The 20,081-nt window shown below is 42.1% G+C and carries 18 protein-coding genes and 1 other RNA gene; 6 read left to right on the forward strand and 13 right to left on the reverse strand.

From position 1 onward, the window contains the following. Positions 1-119: 119 nt before the first annotated feature. Complete coding sequence (locus E2R65_RS13345) at positions 120-737, forward strand: TetR/AcrR family transcriptional regulator (protein ID WP_134336964.1); 618 nt, start codon at positions 120-122, stop codon at positions 735-737. Here the strand turns inward: E2R65_RS13345 and E2R65_RS13350 are convergent. From E2R65_RS13350 to E2R65_RS13370, 5 genes are all read right to left on the reverse strand, one after another. Beyond that, positions 734-1,147, reverse strand: a complete 414-nt coding sequence (locus E2R65_RS13350; protein WP_134336965.1) for an OsmC family protein — start codon at positions 1,145-1,147, stop codon at positions 734-736. The two genes, E2R65_RS13345 and E2R65_RS13350, sit on opposite strands and share 4 nt — an antisense overlap. A 21-nt stretch (positions 1,148-1,168) precedes the next feature. Next, positions 1,169-1,576 carry a hypothetical protein gene (locus E2R65_RS13355; RefSeq protein WP_134336966.1) on the reverse strand — a complete coding sequence of 136 codons (408 nt, stop codon included), beginning with the start codon at positions 1,574-1,576 and terminating at the stop codon, positions 1,169-1,171. 30 nt (positions 1,577-1,606) lie between these two features. Then, a complete protein-coding gene (locus E2R65_RS13360) occupies positions 1,607-2,647 on the reverse strand; it encodes a PorP/SprF family type IX secretion system membrane protein (protein ID WP_183500348.1) in 1,041 nt (346 codons plus the stop codon). A 5-nt stretch (positions 2,648-2,652) separates the two neighbouring features. Further along, positions 2,653-7,323, reverse strand: a complete 4,671-nt coding sequence (locus E2R65_RS13365; RefSeq protein ID WP_134336967.1) for a PKD domain-containing protein — start codon at positions 7,321-7,323, stop codon at positions 2,653-2,655. 167 nt (positions 7,324-7,490) lie between these two features. Further along, entirely contained in the window at positions 7,491-8,729 is a 1,239-nt protein-coding gene (locus tag E2R65_RS13370; protein ID WP_134336968.1) for a nucleoside recognition domain-containing protein, read from the reverse strand. Between the two features lie 173 nt (positions 8,730-8,902). Here E2R65_RS13370 and E2R65_RS13375 point away from each other — a divergent pair, with 173 nt between their 5' ends. From E2R65_RS13375 to E2R65_RS13385, 3 genes are all read left to right on the forward strand, one after another. Beyond that, positions 8,903-9,334 (forward strand): OsmC family protein, encoded by a 432-nt coding sequence (locus tag E2R65_RS13375; protein ID WP_134336969.1) that lies wholly within the window; start codon positions 8,903-8,905, stop codon positions 9,332-9,334. Between the two features lie 12 nt (positions 9,335-9,346). Further along, a complete protein-coding gene (locus E2R65_RS13380; protein ID WP_134336970.1) occupies positions 9,347-10,186 on the forward strand; it encodes a maleylpyruvate isomerase N-terminal domain-containing protein in 840 nt (279 codons plus the stop codon). 258 nt (positions 10,187-10,444) lie between these two features. Next, complete coding sequence (locus E2R65_RS13385) at positions 10,445-11,806, forward strand: OmpA family protein (protein WP_134336971.1); 1,362 nt, start codon at positions 10,445-10,447, stop codon at positions 11,804-11,806. Positions 11,807-11,941: 135 nt separating this feature from the next. On the opposite strand, the gene E2R65_RS13390 is transcribed toward E2R65_RS13385, so the two are convergent. Both E2R65_RS13390 and E2R65_RS13395 read right to left on the reverse strand, forming a co-directional pair. Next, complete coding sequence (locus E2R65_RS13390) at positions 11,942-12,325, reverse strand: SRPBCC domain-containing protein (RefSeq protein WP_134336972.1); 384 nt, start codon at positions 12,323-12,325, stop codon at positions 11,942-11,944. 67 nt (positions 12,326-12,392) lie between these two features. Continuing rightward, positions 12,393-12,986, reverse strand: a complete 594-nt coding sequence (locus E2R65_RS13395) for an acetate uptake transporter (protein ID WP_134336973.1) — start codon at positions 12,984-12,986, stop codon at positions 12,393-12,395. Positions 12,987-13,087: 101 nt separating this feature from the next. Between E2R65_RS13395 and gpmA the strand changes: the two genes are divergently transcribed. Continuing rightward, positions 13,088-13,777, forward strand: coding sequence for a 2,3-diphosphoglycerate-dependent phosphoglycerate mutase (gpmA, locus tag E2R65_RS13400; protein ID WP_134336974.1), 690 nt, complete (start codon positions 13,088-13,090; stop codon positions 13,775-13,777). A gap of 63 nt (positions 13,778-13,840) precedes the next feature. On the opposite strand, the gene rnpB is transcribed toward gpmA, so the two are convergent. The 5 genes from rnpB to E2R65_RS13425 all read right to left on the reverse strand — a co-directional run bounded on the left by rnpB (position 13,841) and on the right by E2R65_RS13425 (position 16,308). Next, positions 13,841-14,213: RNase P RNA component class A (gene rnpB / locus E2R65_RS13405), an RNA gene on the reverse strand. Positions 14,214-14,340: 127 nt separating this feature from the next. After that, entirely contained in the window at positions 14,341-14,763 is a 423-nt protein-coding gene (locus E2R65_RS13410) for a c-type cytochrome (RefSeq protein WP_134336975.1), read from the reverse strand. Then, a complete protein-coding gene (locus E2R65_RS13415) occupies positions 14,763-15,419 on the reverse strand; it encodes an SCO family protein (RefSeq protein WP_134336976.1) in 657 nt (218 codons plus the stop codon). The genes E2R65_RS13410 and E2R65_RS13415 overlap by 1 nt, the downstream gene beginning before the upstream one ends. Continuing rightward, positions 15,416-15,826: a hypothetical protein gene (locus E2R65_RS13420; RefSeq protein WP_134336977.1), complete on the reverse strand. Its 411-nt coding sequence runs from the start codon at positions 15,824-15,826 to the stop codon at positions 15,416-15,418. The genes E2R65_RS13415 and E2R65_RS13420 overlap by 4 nt, the downstream gene beginning before the upstream one ends. A 17-nt stretch (positions 15,827-15,843) precedes the next feature. After that, complete coding sequence (locus E2R65_RS13425) at positions 15,844-16,308, reverse strand: DinB family protein (RefSeq protein WP_134336978.1); 465 nt, start codon at positions 16,306-16,308, stop codon at positions 15,844-15,846. A gap of 297 nt (positions 16,309-16,605) precedes the next feature. Between E2R65_RS13425 and E2R65_RS13430 the strand changes: the two genes are divergently transcribed. Continuing rightward, on the forward strand, positions 16,606-17,961 hold the full coding sequence (locus E2R65_RS13430; protein ID WP_134336979.1) for a GH1 family beta-glucosidase: 1,356 nt from the start codon (positions 16,606-16,608) through the stop codon (positions 17,959-17,961). Here the strand turns inward: E2R65_RS13430 and E2R65_RS13435 are convergent. Further along, a complete protein-coding gene (locus E2R65_RS13435; RefSeq protein WP_134336980.1) occupies positions 17,929-20,055 on the reverse strand; it encodes a tetratricopeptide repeat-containing sensor histidine kinase in 2,127 nt (708 codons plus the stop codon). The two genes, E2R65_RS13430 and E2R65_RS13435, sit on opposite strands and share 33 nt — an antisense overlap. Between the last annotated feature and the right edge of the window lie 26 nt (positions 20,056-20,081).

Here is a 20,081-nt window from a genome sequence, read left to right on the forward strand (position 1 = left end):
ACAAATTTCATTTAAATTTCATTTTTCGCCAAACCTTTAATTTATTGATTGGTTATTTGATAGTTTTGTTTAAAAAGTCAGGAACTTTTTTAAACTTACATTTACCTTGCAATAACAGCATGAGCGCAGCAAACGAGCAGCAGGATCTTAAACGCGAAAAAATTATAGAAGCATCCTATCAGCGGTTCCTTCATTATGGTTATTCAAAAACCACCATGAATGAAATAGCCGGTGATCTTTCTATGTCTAAAGCATTATTATATTATTACTTCCCGGATAAGAGTGAGCTATACATGGCTGTTATGCGTAAGCTGGCGAATGATTACTTAAAGCAGCTTGAAGATAAGGCGGGGCATTTTACAGATCTGCGCGAAGCCTTTTTGTTCCAGGTGAATACCCACCACGATTTTATTGTAAATAATTATAATTTTTTTGATTTTTTCAGGCTTAACGAACAAAACCTGCCAGATACCATATGGGAAACCGTGAGCCAGATCCGCAGTGCCGAAATCACTCTTTTAGCCGATGTGATACAGACCCGGGTAGAGAAAAACAATTTAAAGCCAATTGCCCCGCCATTAGAAATTGTGGAGGTGTTTTTAGATGCTCTGCATGGCATTAAAGTAGGTGGGGTATTACAAAGTAAAAAGCTCAATTTTCCACACAGGGAGGATCTTGATGAGATTCACAAAAAGCGCCTGCTGCTGATTGATGTTTTTGTAAAAGGCTTAAACTAAACCGCCTGTAAAGCGGTATTAACAACAATATTGCCTACCAGTATTTTGTGAACAGGGCAGGCATCTGCTATCGTGATCAGGCGTTTGGTTTGGTCGTCATTAAGTTCGCCTTTAAACTCAAGCTTGCTTTCTATTAAAACGCCTTCTTTGTTTTTAAATAATTGCAGGTTAACAATTATTTCATCAACTACCCACATTTTACGATCGATGTACATGCGTAAGGTAATGGCAGTGCAGCTGGCCAGGCTGGCCAATAATAAGTTATAAGGCGACATGCCCGTATCTGTGCCGCCAATTTTATTCGGCTCATCAGCTATAATAGCATGGTTGCCGCTTGTTACAATAGTTTGATATTGGGCATGTGCAATACGTGCTGTACCATCAACTACAAATTCGTTTACACTATCCATGTGGTTTTTTGGGAATGGGCTTTAATTATTCTGATCTAAGTTCACCAATGCCCAGTTAGATGATTTTTCGCCGGCGCCGCCATTGTATTTTAAAGTGATGGTGAAATTAGTTTTTTCGCTTTCGCCATTGCTTTCTTTGGTAATGTAAGATGATTTGATCACATATACCGAATCGGATTTTTTAGCAAATTTATATTCATCATCAGAAAATGTAATATTGTGCGACAACACAGTAGGCATAATGTATTGTTTGGCTACACCGTAAGCCGTATCGCTATCCGGCAAGCCAGAAAAAACATCGCCGGCGTTAGTTAAGGCGAATTTGCCGATGAGTATTGCAAAAATAACCACAAATACTACAATCATCCAGCCGGCTTTGGATGCGGTTTTCTTTTTTACAGCTTTATCTTTTAGGTAATCTTTTTTCATAGGTTTCGGGCTGTGAAATTAGTAAAAAAGTTAATAAAAATCATAACACCTGCTTGCACCTAAAAATTTATGATCGCTGCCATATCTGGATGGCAAAGTGGTTTCATATCCAATACTCCCCTCGGTTGTGCCGCTGGTATTGCTGTAGTTTAAACCACCGGCAGGCACATCATGACTAACCCCAAAACGTACTTTTTCGCCACCCTCTTTATTAATGAACAGATCAAAAATAAAGGAGATCACAACGGCGCCCGGCCCGCCCTGGCCGCTGCTGCGGTACCATAAGCCCGCACTTATACTACGCCTTTTATACTGCATGCCTGCATTTAGGGATTGTGCCTGTGCCTGTTTGTAAAAAACTACCGAAGGGATGATATACGATTTATCTTCATCATCCAGGTTATCGTCTTGCGTAAGATTATATCTAAAACTGGCGTGTAGCGTAGCCCTTATGGGTAATTTTGCCGGTGCCCCTGTAAATGATTCGTTTGGGCGGTTTACGTGCTGCGCCGCGCCGCCAATGTTAAAACTTTTAAGGGTAAGGTTAATACCGGCGCCGGCATCAAAATAAAATTTGTTGTTAAAGGCCGGTTTATCGGCGCCCGTTTCAGAACCGGGGATATAGCCCAGGCGGGGGTCTATCTGGTCGCCGAAAGCCAGCTTGCTAAAATCAACCGATCGGTTGGTAACCCCGGCTTGTAAACCAAACGACAACACATAATCTTCTGACCCTACACTGTAGGAATAAATACCCGCAATATTGTTTTTATTCAGGTAGGCATACCCTTCGCTGCTGCGGGTAAAAAGCAAGCCAATACCGCCGCCAAACTGTGGTACATTATAATCTATTGAGGCCGACAAATAGGATAAACCACCAGGTACAGATGTGTACTGGTTGCGGTAAATGAGATTCATCCGCAGATCGCCTTTAAACTGGCCGTTAAGCGCAGGATTAAGATATACCGGCGAATTGAAAAATTGCGAATACATATGATCTTGTGCAGAAGCAGGTAACCGGCCAAGCAGGGTAGCTGTTAACAGTAAAAGGCAATTGTAAAAGGTTTTTTTCATTTGCCTTATTTTAATAAACTGATATAACCGCTGCGTTTGGGTAACGACCCATTGTATGACATCCCTTTCCATTCGGTGCCGTTTATAAACGTGGCAGACGCCTGCCAGATATAGGTGCCCTGCTGTACCATAACTCCTTTAAATGTACCATCCCAGCCTTCAACAGGTTCGCCGTTACTGCCTAATGCATTAGTTTGCCACAATAGCTGCCCCCAATTATTAAATATCTGCAGCTGCCATTTTGCAATACCAGATCCTTTGGCCGTAAACTTTTGCAGCATTACAGCACTGCCCTGCGGCTGGAAAGCATTGGGCAGGTACAAAAAGCCCGGTACACCCGTGATTTTTACCTTTTTACTTATCACATCAATACACCCCCTGCTATCTTCAACGGTTAAGGTAACATCAAATTCGCCTACATCACCGTAGGTATGTGTGGGGTAACGTGTCATAGCACTTTGCCCGTCACCAAATGTCCAGGTCCATTTTACAGGTGTGCCCACAGTTTTGTCAGCAAACTCAAAGTGATAGTTGGGTATAGCTGTTTCAAAACCGGGTTTGGCATCAAAATCGGCAAGGGGTTTTGCATAAACAGTTATCAGATCTTTATATATTTTAATGTCGCTGCAACCTGTGTTGGGGTTGGTTACCGTTAAGGTTACCGTATAAGGTGTTGTTCCCGGTGCATATTTGTGCTTTACATTGTTATAGTTATTTGAATGGGGGGTACCGTCACCAAAATCCCAATCATAAGTAAGTTCACTCGCTTGTGAAGAAGGGTCGGGTATAGTTGTATTTGTAAATGTAAACTCAACATCGTCGCACTTACCTATTACCTTATCCGCTTTGAAATCGGGCCTTGGTTTTTCATAAATTTCTATCCGGTGTAAAATGGGGTCAGATTCCTGACTTCCGCAAGAGCTTAAAGCTATTACAGAAACATAGTAAATACCCGGATTGGGAAATGTATAATTCAGGCTGCCATCCAATACAACCGGTATAAGAGGTATTACTGTTCCATCAGTGCTGGTTATGTGAAACTTAAAATTGTCGCCACCTGTAGAGGCATTTATCAATTTAACCGTTAAAGGATAACAGCCCTTGGTCACATCATTTTCTACTTGTAAGCCAGGCCTTATATCGTACGGAGATACCACAATGCTTTGTGGCTGGCTTTCGCCGGTTTGGTTGCAAAAATCAACTACAACCAGTTTAACTTTATATATTTTAGGATTTTTTTTAGCTAACAGGTTAAAAGTTTCGCTGGCACCTGTGGTATTAGTTTTTGTTTCAATCGTTCCGTTTTCATCAAACAGGATATAGGTGTATAATTTGTAAGTGGCGAAGGATTTGTTTTCTACCACTATCGGAAAATCTCCGCAGCCGGATACCAGATCAGGGAATGCCCTTGGCGCGGGCGCAACAGGGTGTACTTTTACGGTTTTGATAAAAGCAGGCCTGTTGGTGCAGTTATCGGCTATGGTAAGCGATACGGTATATTCAAAATCTACCCCGCCGGCTTTTGGTTGAAATATGTGCTGCGGATTAATCTCGTTTGATGTTGGCGTGCCGTCACCAAAATCCCAGATGAAATTAACACCATTGATATGGCTGGAAGTATTGGTGAATTGTACATCAACAGGCCCGCAACCTTCAATATTATTAAGCGTAAAACCGGTTGTCACATCAGGCAGATTGGTAATCACAACTTCGTCGTAACTGCTTTCGCAGGGTGGGGCATTTATTGTCCATCTGAATATATAGGTATTTCCGCCGGTTAAACCGGTTACGGTGCTTTTAGGGTTTGTAGGGTCGGTAATCACCACACCTGCTGCAGGGCCTGTTTCCAGTGTCCATATGCCATTAAAGGGCTGTGGGTTGTTGCCCTCTAATGTTATAGTGGTTTGGTTGCATAAAGGCGGCGGATCTGCCCCGGCGTTTGCAGTTGTAACAGGTTGGGTTACGTTGAGTGTTGCAGCAGATGAAAAAGCTATGCTGCAGCTTCCGTTTTGTACTACTGCCCGGTATTGTATTGTTTGTGTAGCATTTAAATAGGTAAGCGTATTCCCGGTGTTTGTAACAGGCAGCCAGGTAGCGCCGCTATTTACAGAGCTTTCCCACCGTAAAATATTGCCTAAATTGCCTGTTAAGGTAACTACGCCATTATTGTTACCGGGGCAAACGGTTGTAGTGCCATCTACCGTGCCGCCAATAGTTTGCGCATTAATTGTTACCGTTAATGTAAAAGGCGTACCTGTGCATCCATTTAGTACAGGTGTAATTGTATAGGTAACTATAGCATCTGTAATGTTGTTGTTAATAATCACATCATTAATGGTGCTACCACTGCCTGTAGCGCTAAACCCGGTTGCCGTGCCCGATGATAATGCCGCTGTATAATTAAATACCGTAGCCGGATTGGCAGATGTAATGGTGTAGTTTAGGGGCGAGCCGCTGCAAACTGTTTTAGTGTCTGTACTTGTAACCGTAGCCTTTTTTACAAAAGTTATAAGCACGGTGCTGGCTATTTCATTACAAGGTGCATCAAGCGATGTAGTTGCGGTATAGGTTAAAAGTACCTGGCCGTTTGCTATATCTGTAGCGGTAGGGGTGTAAGTGGTGTTTGGCGTATTTGCCGGGCTGAATGCTGCCTGCCCCGCCGTTGGGCTTGTCCACCTTACTGTGCTTACCAAACCACCGGTGCCGGGGCTTGCTGCCAATATTACAGGTGCACCCTCGCAGATGTTGCTTTGAGGTGGGCCGGCAAATACTGTTGGCGCCTGTACAAATTTTAATTGCTGCGTTGCTGTAGCTGTACCGCAATTATTGCTATGGGTAATAGTGATTTTGTAGGTAGCATAATCGTTAAAAATAATACGCGGGTATTGGCTGTTAGCCGTACTGCCCGGCGCATAAGAAAATGTACCGCCATTAGGGCTGCTAATTGCCCATACATATGTGGTTGGTGTAGCCTGGGCAGTGCCGGTTAAAACTGTTTTAGTGAAAATAGCGGTAGGATCAAAGCTGATGGGTACACCGGTGCCGCATTGTGTAACATCGGGTGCTAATGTTGCCGTGGGTACGGTATTTACAACAATCTCTTTTTCGACGCTTGATTTTAGCCCGCAGTTTAAGGTAGTGATATCAAGCCTGAACTTATACACGCCGGTACGGTTAAAATTAAAAGCCGGTATTTTTGCAGCGGCATTAAAACTTACCCCCCCTGCCGGGCCATTTACCAACACCCAATTGTACGTGGCGTTGTTATTACAAAATTCATCCACTAAAGAATTATTGACAGGGCTAAGGGGGCCTGCAGACAGGCAATAGACGGCCGGGATGGTAAAATCGGGATTAGGGGCATCCTGAACGCAAATATCATGAGATTTATCTTCGGCATTACATAACCCGTTGTTATTTTGTAAACGCAGGGTTACTTTGTAATTGCCATGTGTTGGAAAAGTGTAAACGAATGACTGATCGAATCTTAAGGGCTGGCTTTTTAGCACATCATTTACATACCATAAATAACGAACGCTTAAGTTTCTGCAATCAGACCCTGTACTATTTGGGTCCATACCAGGGTCGGAGGCATTTATAAATGTTACTGCCGAACCGGTACAGGCATTCGCAGGTAAATTAAAATCATTTTTGGGCGATGACAATACTTTGGCGTAGCTTGTAAGTGGCGGCACTATGTTAGAACAATATGGACTTACCGGCTGCAGATCAACTTTAAAGACATTATTTTGCCCATTGGCCGATCGGCCGCAGGAGGATATGGAGTAATTGTGTACTACTTTACCGCCGGCTTTTAAAATATCACAAAGTGTGTAATTAACAATTACACCATCGCCCCAGTTAACATTATAACTAAGACCCGGATAATTACGTTCTATACCCTGGGTGCCGGTGATAATAACATTATAAGTTAGCTGGCTGGCGCCATTTAAACAAACTGTAGTACTGCCGCTTGCACTAAAACTATTATTAACTACATTGTTTATCAATATAAATGATTTGGTACCAACCAAGCCATCTTTTTTTGCTTTTACAGTTATGGTATAGTTAGCTAAACCAGCATTAAAAGAAGCAGGAATGGGTTTGTTGCCGGCTTCAAGTGTTTGGGATAATTCATTAAAAAAATCAGCAGTTACAGTGGCGCCTGCTGTTGAATTATCTTCAAAATCATAAGGAGGGGGTGGGTTGTCTGCATTTGCTATACATACTCCAAAAACCTCGGGGTTATTATTATTCAATAACTGTGATGTTAAACCAGCAACTACGCCGGTAACGGTGTTAATGGTAAACGTACCCGATTGGTTACTGATCACTGCTGGCGAACTTGACTTTACCCTTAATCTGTACCCTGTACCGCCAGAAATTCCTGCCGGGATCACACCGTTAACAAAAGTTGCATAAAAGCCGCTCATTGTGCCAATTTGCGTTTCGGCAGCGAAGCTGCCCGATGCATCAGACAAAAAGAGGGTATAAATGTTATTTATAGCGATGCAGCCATTTGTATTATCAATTTGAATAGGTACGCTAATTGTAGATCCTCTTCCGTATGGCCCCGGGTCAATAGCCCCAACTGTAATGGTTTGTGCAATAGCACCTGCCATTACAAACAAGCCAATAAAGGCAATAAATAAACCTTTAGTAAAAGTTTTACCCATCAATCACACATCAAAGTCAATAGTTTTAACAATTTGCATATGTTATCAAACGGCCATACGGATTTCCGAAAGGAGATGATATAACACTTGGCTGTGTACGTAAACCGTATCAGCCTTGTTACAACTAATTAATGCTATAAGTAGCTGGAAAAGCGGAAATTAAGTTGCTACCCAAAAAACAGGTAGGAGATAAATATGGCTGCAATAACACCGGCCAGATCGGCAATTAAACCTGCAGGGATTGCATATCTGGATTTTTTGATACCTACCGAGCCAAAATACAAGGCTACAATGTAAAAAGTAGTGTCGGCAGATCCATTGAATACAGAACCAAGCCTGCCTGCAAAACTATCAGGGCCGTAGGTTTGCATTACATTAATCATCATAGCTTTAGAGCCAGAGCCGCTGAGGGGTTTCATGTACGCTACCGGCATAGCATCAACAAAACGGGTATCCAGTTTTAAACTTGTTGCGGCCCATTTTACCCCGCTGTTTAAGTAATCCAGCGCGCCGCTGTTGCGGAAAACACTAATGGCTACAAGCATAGCCACCAGGTAGGGAATTATTTTAACGGAAACTTCGAACCCGCTTTTCGCGCCATCGATAAAGCTTTCAAATACATTTACTTTTTTGCGCAAGGCGCCTAAAATAAATACGGTTGGTATAGCAAATAGTAACAGGTTACTGGCCACTTTTGATACGGTTGTTATTTGTTCTTTGTCAAGATACTGTGTGAAATACCAAACTAACAGGGCTATAAAAGCCGTCATACCGCCCAGCCAGCTTATAATAACCCTATCAAAAAGGTTTATTTTTTGTTTAATGGCCACTGCAATCATTCCTACAACTGTTGCCACATAAGTTGCTATAATGCAAGGGATTAAAACATCTGCCGGATCCTTGGCATGAAGGATGAAACGCTGTGCTATTATGGTAACAGGCAACAGCTGCAAGCCCGATGTATGCAACACCAAAAACATGATCTGGGCGTTTGAGGCAGTCTCTTTATTAGGGTTAAGTTCCTGTAAGCTGTTCATCGCTTTTAAACCAAGCGGGGTGGCCGCATTATCTAACCCAAGCAAATTGGCCGAAAAGTTCATCATCATTTGCCCGGTTGCCGGGTGTTTTTTGGGTACCTCCGGAAACAAACGGCTAAGAAAGGGGCCTACAATGCGCGACAGAAAGTTCATGGCGCCGGCACGTTCGCCTATATTTAGTATGCCCAGCCAAAGTACCATATTGCCGGCCAAAGGCAGCGCGATATCCATTACCGAGGCTTTTGAACTATCAAACATACCATCAATCAATAACTTAAAGGCATCCGTATCACCAAAAAATACCAGTTTGCAAAATGCTATTACAAAAGCAATCAGGAAAAAAGCTATCCAGATGTAGTTTAAGGCCATAGTATTGATTTAGGGCATGAAGATAATTTTTTATTGTATAATTTACAGTCGATAAGCTTATTAAAATCAAAATAATTGGAGTCAAGCCCAAATAAATGGCTTAACTCCAATATATTAAATGATATGTTATTATTATCTCAAAAGCATAACTTAGCATAATTATTATATTGCTTATGCCTACTATAAAACTTTCCCGCGTTAGCGGCAATTACGGCTTTGAAGCCACCGACGAGTACGGCCATACCGTACGTATGGACAGTAGCCCCGAAAGTGGTGGCGAAAACTTTGGCGTACGCCCTATGCAAATGCTTTTAATGGGTTTGGGTGGTTGCTCGGCAATTGATGTTATTGCCATTCTTAAAAAACAACGCCAGGACGTTGTTGACTATAAAATGGTTATAACAGGCGAACGTGAAGCCGGCGTAGAACCATCTTTATGGCAGGATATTATGCTGGAGTTTCATATCTACGGCAATAATGTTGACGAGGATAAAGCTAAAAAAGCGGTTGAACTATCGCTAAACAAATACTGTTCTGTTGCGGCAACCCTGTATAAAGCTGCGGCAGATATAAAATGGAAAGTATTTATACATCCCGCCGGATGATTTTGAGGTGTCATGAAGCAATTGATACCAATACCAACGCTGCACTTGTTCTCGGTGCTGGATAAGCTGCTGATAGAATTGCTTTCTTCTTTATCACCAGAGGAGTGGAATAAGCCTACCGTAGCCCGGTTATGGACCGTGAAAGATATTGCCGCGCATTTACTTGATGGTAACGTGCGCGGCATAGCTATTTTAAACGGGCATCAGCTTTCACCCCCAGATAAACCGATAGAAAGTTATCAGCACCTGGTAGCCTTTTTAAATGAACTGAATAACACATGGGTAACTGCCATGAAAAGGGTTAGCCCGCAATTGCTTACCCGCCAATTAGAAAGTACAGGTAAACAATATATCGAATACCTGCATACGCTTAAACCTTTTGAGCAAGCTATGTTCCCGGTTGCATGGGCAGGGGAGAATATATCGCTTAACTGGTTTCATATTGCACGTGAGTACACCGAGAAATGGCACCACCAGCAGCAGATACGTGATGCCCTGGGTAAACCCGGCTTAATGGCCAGGCAATTATTTTATCCTTGTATGGATACCTTTATGCAAGCCTTGCCGCATACTTACCATCATGTAGCAGCCGGCATAAATACGATTATAAAAATAACCATCAGCGGCAGGGAGGGAGGCGTTTGGTTTCTAAAAAAATCTGTTGAAAAATGGCAGCTTCAAAAGCAGCAACCCGAAACTGCTGTAAGTGCCGAAGTAATACTATCCCCGCAAACCGCCTGGAAGTTATTTACCAAAGCTATTTCTGCGCAAAATGCCATAGCTGATTCGCGTATAAAAGGGGATGCTTTGCTTGCTGATACTGTATTCAAAACCATCGCTGTAATGGCTTAAAAAGTTTTACACTGTATGCTTTTAGGGTCACTGTAACTTTCTTGATACATATACCGTGTTTGACCTTGACTAATCTATTTGTTTGGTCAAAATTTCAATATAATAAGCTATCATATAGCTTATTATATTGAAATTTATGATCAGAATACTACGTAATAAAAAATAGCCTGAATCTCTAAAAAGGCTTACTGGCATCAATGTTGGTATGAGGGAAATGTCTGCTTATACAGTTTATCAGACACTCAAAAATTACACAACATGAAAACAAATTTAAAAAAAGCTTCCCTTCTGCTTACTGGCCTGCTGGCAGGTAGCACATTATTTGCCCAAACCGATTCTGTTCAAACAACCAATTATGTTAAGCCATTTTCTGGCGGGCCTGTACGTACATGGTCGATAGGATTTAACGGCGGTTTGTTAACCCCATTCACAATTTTTGGCGCCAATGGCCGTCAGGATTTCAGACAGCCACAATCTGAGATAGGTTACGGTGGTTACATCAAAAAGCAATTTTCTCCAACATTTGCTTTACAGGCTGATTTCCTTCGCGGAGAGGTTAGCGGCACAAGAGGCCAGGCTGGTTTTGGTACACCAAACAGCTTTAATACCAAATTAGATTGGTCTGGTGCATTAAGCGCAAACATAACACTTGGTAACATCAGTTGGTTCCATAGCAAAACCTCAATCCAGCCTTACTTAACAGCGGGTGCCGGTTACATGGGTTACAAAACAACTATTACAGATGCAGCAGGTAACACTACGCCATATGCTAACGGTGCAGGCGAAAACACAATAAACGAATGGTTTGTACCAGTTGGTTTAGGTTTTAAAGTAAATTTAGGCCCAAGTGTAAACTTAGATTTAGGCTACCAGGTTAACTTTGTACAATCTGATAACTTTGATGGTTACAATATTGGTAACAGCAACGACAGATTCTCATACGCACACATTGGTTTAGAGTTCTTGTTAGGTAGTTCAAAAACTCCGGCTATGGCTACTTACAACCCGGTTAACTCAATGCGTACAGAATATGTATGGCAGAATGCACAAACCAAAGCGATGTTACAGGCACAAATTGATGCTGAAAAAGCTAAAAACGATCAGTTAAGAAATGACCTGAACACTACTAACGCAAACTTGGCAAAACTTACTATTGATAGCGATGGTGACGGCGTATTAGACATTAACGATAAATGCCCTAACACACCATCTGGTACTAAGGTAGATGGTTCTGGTTGCCCATTGGCTAAACCGGTAGTGGTTATTACTGAAGAAGATCGCCGTGTGGTTAAAGATGCTATCTCAAATCTTGAGTTTGATTTAGGTAAAGCTACTATCCGCGAAAAATCATTCGCAAGCTTAGACAGGGTTGCACGTTTATTGGTTGATAAAAACTTCAGCTTAAAATTAGCAGGCCACACAGATAACACAGGTTCTAAAGATTTAAACATGCGTTTATCTAAAGACCGTGCAGAAGCTATCAAAACTTACCTGGTAGATAAAGGTGCAAATGCATCACGTATCGAAGCAACAGGTTACGGCCAACTACAGCCAATTGCTACTAACAAAACAGCAGCAGGCCGTCAGCAAAACCGTCGTGTAGAGTTCACTTTATACTAAGGGATAGATTCAAGACCACAAGAGTCAGGAATCAACACACCTTAACAAAAAGAGCCGCCCAAATTTGGAGCGGCTCTTTTGTTGTATTACATTTTTTCTACTTGATCCTTTACTCTAACAGTCTTAATTTTCTTCCTAACCTACTTCAAAAAAATCGGCCAGGTTACCAAAATAAGTATCGTTCCAGCCTTCGGCTATATCATTAAAGTCTTCATCCGGGATATTGATGTGCCTTAATTCTACAGATGAGCCATGCTTATCGGGGTGTATCTTGATGGTAACTATAGATTCATCTGTTTGCCCGTCAAAATACCATTGCTGTACAATTTTTTTTCCTTCTTCAAACTCCAGGTTTTTGCCTACAATACTGCCTTCCCACAAAGAAAACTCAGATCCCGGCTCGGTCGACATTTGTGCGGGGTCGCCCGTCCACAATTGTAAAGTAACGGGATTGGTAAGCGCCATATACACCTCCTGCGGTGTAGCCGGTAACAAGTAATATTTTTTTAGATCTTTCACAAGCGCAATTTAACGGAAATATTTGGTAATGCTTCTTTTGCTTAACAACAGAACAGGCATGCCTATATCATTTTACTGTGCCAACAGGCAACACTTCTTTGCCGTAAACCTCGTTCATTACACCCGCTATGCCTGTATATATGGCTGATAAACCGCAAACAATACCCTCATACCCTGCAAGGTGCTTAATGCTTTGGCTGCCGGTGGCATCGCCCCAAACCAACAGGCCAAATAATATGGTAAGCGAAGCAAATACAAATTGCAGCGCACGGTTAAGCTTTAGGGTTGCAAAGAAAAGGCAAAAAGTAAAAAAGCCCCAGATGCCCAAATAGGCACACATAGCGCCCTCTGTAGGTTTGCTTCCCCAACCCAGCTTAGGCATTACCATTAGCCCAACTAACGATAACCAAAAAAATCCGTAGGAGGTAAAGGCTGTTAGCCCAAAGGTATTGTTTTTTTTAGCCTCGATAATACCGGCTATAACCTGCGCCAAGCCGCCATAAAATATCCCCATGGCCAGTATCATGGTATTTAATTCAAAAAAGCCTGCGTTGTGTATGTTTAGTAAAACGGTGGTCATGCCAAAAGCACACAGGCCAAGCGGTGCAGGGTTAGCTATGCCATCCTTAACAACCACAGGTGCCGGGGTAGTAGGTATCATATAAAGGTTTAATTGGTTTATAAGTGCAAGCTAACCCAAATAAAACAAATTGGCAATACTTTTTTAAACCCAATCCCCGGTTAAGTGTTAAACTACCAGTTATGCAAAAATTAGTATTGATCCGCCACGGCGAAAGTGTTTGGAACCTGGAGAACCGTTTTACCGGATGGACAGATGTAGACCTGTCTGACGGGGGGCTGCAGCAAGCCATACACGCCGGTAAACTACTTGCCGAACATGGTTACACATTTGATGTAGGTTTTACCTCTGTGTTAAAACGGAGTATAAAAACAATGCACTTTGTGTTGGAAGAGATGGATGCGCTTTGGATCCCTGTGCATAAATCATGGCGGCTTAACGAACGTTTTTACGGTGCATTGCAAGGGCTTAATAAGGACGAAACTGTTACCAAATATGGCGAAGAGCAGGTGCAAAAATGGCGCCGGGACCCACATGAACATCCACCTGCTATTAATGAACAGGACGAACGTTTCCCCGGCCATTACCTGCGTTATAACGACCTGACCTACCGCGAACTCCCGCTTACCGAAAACCTGAGTGAAACAATGGACAGGGCCTTGCCATTCTGGCACGAAAGCATTGTGCCCGCTATCCGCGAAAATAAAAAAGTTATTATTTGTGCACATGGCAATAGCCTGCGCGCCCTTATCCAGTATATAGAGAACCTGAGCGATGAGGAAGTTACCAAACTGGACATACCAACGGCAACCCCCTGGGTTTATGAATTGGATGACAGGCTGAATTGCATAAAGCACTATTACCTGGAATAATAAAATGCTTTATCATGCAAATAATCAGAAACCAAAAATCCCCTCTTGCGAGGGGATTTTGTGTACAGCAGCAAATCTGTAAGCCGGGTTTTGTACTCCCGTAAGGGAATTTCTATCATTAATCTGGCCCTGCCGTTGCCGGCAGGTTCAATCAACCTACCCATTCTGACATTCCGTTACCGGACGTGGAGACGAGCAGCCCCGCTTTCAGAACCTATTTGGTTTTTCAACTCCTGAGGTTTACCGCTTTCCCGGTCGCCCGGGAAAGCCGTGAGCTCTTACCTCACGTTTTCACCCTTACCCTTGCGGGCGGTATATTCTCTGTGGCACTTGCTGTCGCCCGCTGCGGGCGCCTTCCCGTTAGGAAGCAGGATGCTCTGTGTTGCCCGGACTTTCCTCACCCGAACAAGCCGGGAGCGATAGAACGTTTTGCAGTTGTAAAGATAGGCTTTTTAGTTTAAGCTGATGGCAGATGGTTCATTGTTCGTAGAAAAGATAACAGATCATGGGTTATTTTATCCGGCTATACGAACCATTAAAACTATAATCCAATCAGCCGCTGCCTAATTACATTTCTCCAGGTTACTATTTACCTCCTCTACCGCTATTGTGCCCATTTTATTGCCGAAAGAGTTGCCTATATAAGTAAGTACTTTGGCAATTTCAATAGGCGGCATATCTACATTGGCAGGCATAGTACCTTCGTAAGCTTTGCCGTTTATCGTAACAATGGTTTCTTTGATGCCATATTTAACCAAGCAGCTTAAAACAGTACGTTTCTTTTTAAGATAAGCGGTATCCGTAAGCGGTGGGATCATGGCCGAAAGGCCCTCGCCGTTATTGCCGTGGCAGTTTTGGCATTTATCTTTATAAATAACCGCTCCGCCGGTATAATAGCGTTTAAATTCCTGCTCGGCATCGCTTTGGCAGGATACGATTATCACACATAGCATTATGGCCGTAAATACGATAACTTTAAACTTCATTATTGTGCTATCTCGGTATTTACTTCGGCACGCAGTATTTTAATATCTGCTATCATTTTTGCAACCTGCTTTTCATCCGTACCATCATAATAACCACGTATGCGGCTTTTTTTATCAACTAGTACAAACCATCCCTGGTGTACATAACCGCCGGGTGTGCCATCGTCCTGTTTTACAGCAACCAGGTAATTTTTTTGGCCCAGGTTATAAGTATCTTCTTTATTACCCTGTAATAGCCACCAGCTGTTACCGCTTATGCCTAATTTGTCGGCATATTTTTTCATAACCGCAACGCTATCATGTTTAGGGTCGATGGTGTGGGATATGATCTTAAAATCCGGCACATTTTTAAATTCCTTATACACATTAAGCATATTACGGTGCATAACAGGGCAAATAGACGGGCAGGTAGTAAAAAAGAAATCGGCTACATAAATATCACCCTTCAGGCTTTTTTGGGTGATGGTATCGCCATATTGGTTCACGAACTTAAAATCGGGGATAGTTTGGTAAACCGTATCTATCACCTGTTTACCATTAACCGTTTTAGTTACTGCTTCGCGGTTGCCCATAATAGGCAGGGCAGGCTTATCGCTGTTAAATTTACAGGCAGTTAATGCTGCTGCCAAAAGTACATATACTGCTAATCTTCTCATTTGGTTTTATTTTGTTTGATGAATTTGGCAGCTGCAGCCACAGTAAGGTTAAAAGTGCTGTCAATAGCATCTATCTGTTTTTTCTGGTCGGTAAGGTACGTCATGATCTCATCGTGGCTTTTGCCTTTATTTTCGGCATCGAAATTATGCATCCAGTTTTCCATACGGGTATCTGCACTATCCAGTGCCTTACTGTGCTGTTTAGCAGCAGCAATAATTTCGGGCAGCGGCTTTTGCTTCATTAAAGTATCCAATTGCATTTTATTGATCATGATCAGCTCATCCTTAGCCATAACACGGTCATGCACTTTTATTACTTCATTAAATAAATCTTTTTCTTGTTTTTTGGTATCCGTACAACTAAACAGTGTAAAGCTTAAAAATAATGCAGCAAGGGCTTTTTTCATGGTGAGGGTTGGGATAATTATAATTTGGGGATTGAGTTTCTGATGTAAAATATATAATCAAGGGCAGGTAGTTCGGCACCATCTGCTTTTAAAAGGATGCCAATTTGCGCGCGGTGATGTGTACCATGATTAAATAAATGGGTTAATATATCGCCCAGGTTATTCTCAAAATCGCCGGCAGAACTTTTGTAGGCAACTATCCTGTCAAAATCCTGTGGTTGTAAACTTTGCAGCAATGCACTAAGTTCCTGGTAATTGCTGTCAATTTTTTCGTTAATCCCTTTTAGATCCCATTCCGGCCATAAAGGTGTTAATGGTGCAGGCAACATTTTTAAACGTTTAAGCCAAATTTGCTGCGCCATTAACAAATGGGCCATAATTTCAAGCGGCCGGCCTTTTACCTGTGTTTGTACAAGCAATACGGCAGTTTTTTTATTAGCAAAATGATCGTAATGGAGCAGGCGGATAAAATGGCTTTTCATTCGCCGGTAAAAATAAACATCATTACTTAAATAAGTAAATTGTACCGCATAAATTGTATTAACAATAATATAACGTTACACTCATATTAATTACACACCTGGCCGTTATATTTGATACAAACAATAATAAAAAAACATCATGAAGATCATCATCAAATTAGCCGCCTTAGTAAGCGATTTACGCGAGTGGTTGTTTCTGAAAAGTATGCGTTCATCGTTCATGCACTAGGTTTTTTAACGTAGCGCTTTATATATACAATAATTATGTACATTTTGGGCTTGCATCAGCTCAAATAAATGGATATTGCTAACCTGGATACACCTCTTACTAAACAACTTTTTGGCGATGATTTTGCCTGGGGAGTTTCTACAGCCGCACTACAAATTGAAGGTGCTTGCGATGCCGATGGCAAAGGCCCGTCTATCTGGGATACTTTTAGCGCACGTAAGGGTAAAATATTAAACGGCGACAAGCCCCACAAGGCCTGCGATTTTTATAGCCGATATGAGCAGGATATTGATCTGGTGAAAGAACTGAACATCCCAAACTTTCGCTTTTCTATTGCATGGAGCCGTATTTTACCTGATGGCACAGGCAATATTAACCAAGCCGGTGTTAACCATTATAATAAAGTGATTAATTATTGCCTTAAGCAAGGCATTGAGCCCTGGATAACCCTTTATCATTGGGACCTGCCCCAGGCGCTTGAAGATAAAGGCGGCTGGACAAACCGCGAGATTGTAAACTGGTTTAGCAATTTTGTAACCGTTTGCGCCCAAAATTTTGGTGATCGTGTAAAACACTGGATGGTAATGAACGAGCCTGCCGTATTTACCGGTGCCGGCTACTTTTTAGGTATTCACGCACCGGGGCGTATGGGTTTGCGTAATTTTTTACCGGCTATACATCATGTAGTTTTAAGCATTGTGGCAGGGGCAAGGCTATTGCGGCAGATGGTGCCGCTTGCGCAAATAGGTAACACCTTTTCCTGCTCGTATATAGAGCCTTATGCTGATAAGCCCCGGCATATTAAAGCGGCCAAACGTGCCGATGCTTTAATTAACCGCCTTTACATCGAGCCTTTGCTTGGCCTGGGCTACCCTACAGATGAGGTAAGCGCGTTAAAAGGGATCTATAAATATGTGCAGCCCGGCGATGAAGCCAATATGAGCTTTGATTTTGATTTTATCGGCATACAAAACTATACCCGCGAAATTGTAAAATATTCGTTTTTTACCCCTTACATTGGTGCAAGCCTGGTAAAAGCCGAGAACAGGGGAGTAGAGCTTACGGATATGAAGTGGGAGGTGTATCCGCCGGCTATCTATCAAATGATCAAAAAATTCAATGCTTACCCGCAAATAAAAAAACTGATTATCACCGAAAACGGTGCAGCCTTCCCTGACGTGGTTTTTGATGGTAAGGTGGACGACCAAAGGCGTGTTAACTACCTGAAAACGCACCTGCAACAAGTGCTAAAGGCCAAACAAGAGGGGTACGATGTGCACGGTTACTTTGTATGGACGCTAACCGACAACTTTGAATGGGCCGAAGGCTATCACCCGCGATTTGGCTTGATACACATTGATTTTAATACGCAGCAGCGCATTATTAAATCATCAGGATACTGGTATGCTCACCTGCTGAGGTAGGCCATTGGGTTTATGGCGGCTAACAAGCGGAAGGCTGATAAAAAATGTTGTACCGATATTGATATCGCTTTCGAACCATATCTTACCATGATTCTTCTCCATGATCTGCCTGCAGATGGATAAACCCAAACCGAATGATTTTTCGCCTAAAGTACCGGGCCTTTGCGCGCTGGTAAACATATTAAATACCTGGTCTTTTAGTTTATCCGGTATGCCTATCCCGTTATCTTTAACTGCAATAATTATCTTGTTATTATCATCGGCAACTTTAACATGAATAGTACTACCGGTAGGGCTGAATTTAATGGCATTACTAATAAGGTTGCTGATAACGCGCCATATTTTTTCGCGGCTTATATAAAGCTCCTGTTGTTTATCCAGGGTTTCCAGTAGGATTTTCTGGCCCTTTTCTGCTGCTTTAAACCGCAGTAATTCAACACTGTTACTTACCAGCGAGTTAATTTCTACCTGGCCGAGGTTCAGTTCTACGGCATTCATGTTGGTGGCTTCCAGTATCTCGTTTATCAGCTCCAGCGAGTTGATAGATGTTTCTTTCACCAGGTTTATCATTTCCCTTTGTTCATCAGTGTATTCATCCTCAGCCATCAGGGCAGTAAGGGATGCAATGCCGCCAATTGGGTTACGAAGATCATGCGCTACGGTGCGTAAAATGCGGTCTTTTTCCTGGCTGCTGATATTTAATTCTTTAAGTGCTTTTTCTAAAACACCGTTTTGCTGATTGATCTGCCTGTTCAGCACGTTAACCGTTTCCACATCTTTTTTTGATCGCTTCCAGTTGCGTAAGATCAAAAAGATAATAATGGTAGCCATCACCATAAAAAATATGGTTACATACAGGTAAATCACCTGCAGTTTATTATTGTTACTTAAAGTATCTATCTCGTGTTGCTTCTCGTAGTTTGCCAGTTGCTGGTTAACATCTGTTTCCATCAACAGGCTTGCCTTTTGCGTTATCGAGTCTTTCATGCTGTTATAGCGCTGTATATGTGCTATAGCCCGCTTTAATTCATTTATCTGCACAAAATAGTTGCCAAGCAAGCGGTTGTAATCGGCTTCGGCATCTGCGCTTTTTATGGTATCTAACTGGGTGCGCAAATGAGCAAGCACATCTAATAACGAGTCGCGCTGGTTGTTGTTAAGGTATATCTGGCCAAGTTTTATTTCGCTTAACTGCGCATCGTGGTTATCATATCCTTTTTGTAAATTGATAGCTATGCTTTTTTTAAGCAGGTTTACAGCAGCAGGATATTCTTTTTTAGCGATGTAAATATCTGCCATGTTGCCATAAACCACGCCTTTTGCCATTTCCAGGTGTAGCTTGCGCGTGGGATATTTAAAACCATTTTCATCAATAATTTTTAATGCCTTATTAAAGTAAATAAGTGCACTATCCGGCGCTTCCAGATGCCTGAAACATAAACCAATATTATCAAAAAGCTCCTGCCGGCGGTAAAAAAAAACAAATTCATCGCCAGAATTTTTAAAGAACTTATAAGTGTCTTTAAAGTAATTCATGGCCAGCTTATAATGCCCTTTTTTATACATGATCATCCCCATACGATAGGTATAATCGCCCAGTGCATTCATATTAAGTTGGGAATTGTCTTTACCGGCTATGTAACCGCGGTAATATGATTCGTACGCCTCTGTGTATTGTTTAAGCTCAAAAAGTGCGTCGCCCCGGGCAAAACTAACATCGGCAAGTAAACGGGCATGCAGTTTTGGGTCTTTGATCTTGTTATTGATCGCAATCATGCTATCCGTATAAAGCAAGCTCTTGTTAAACCGGCTTATTGTTTTTTGATAGTAGATGTAATGATACCCGTAAAAACGATAACGGTCATACAATGTGGGGTTAGGTAGCTTGCTGAAAGCGGTATCCATATAATCCAACCCGCCTTTTACTTTACCCGCCGCCCAAAGCTTTTCTGTATGATTTAATATTGACTGGAACTCATCAGAATATTGATTGTTATTAACGCTTTTTTGTGTGCAGGATGCAAAAACGAAAAGAAATGCACACAGCCAAACATGCCTTAGTAGAGGTGAGGTATATCTGGCTTTAAAACGCATCAAAGTAATATGGGTTAGCTGTTAAA

It is taken from the genome of Mucilaginibacter phyllosphaerae (genome assembly GCF_004378255.1).
Classification (GTDB): domain Bacteria; phylum Bacteroidota; class Bacteroidia; order Sphingobacteriales; family Sphingobacteriaceae; genus Mucilaginibacter; species Mucilaginibacter phyllosphaerae.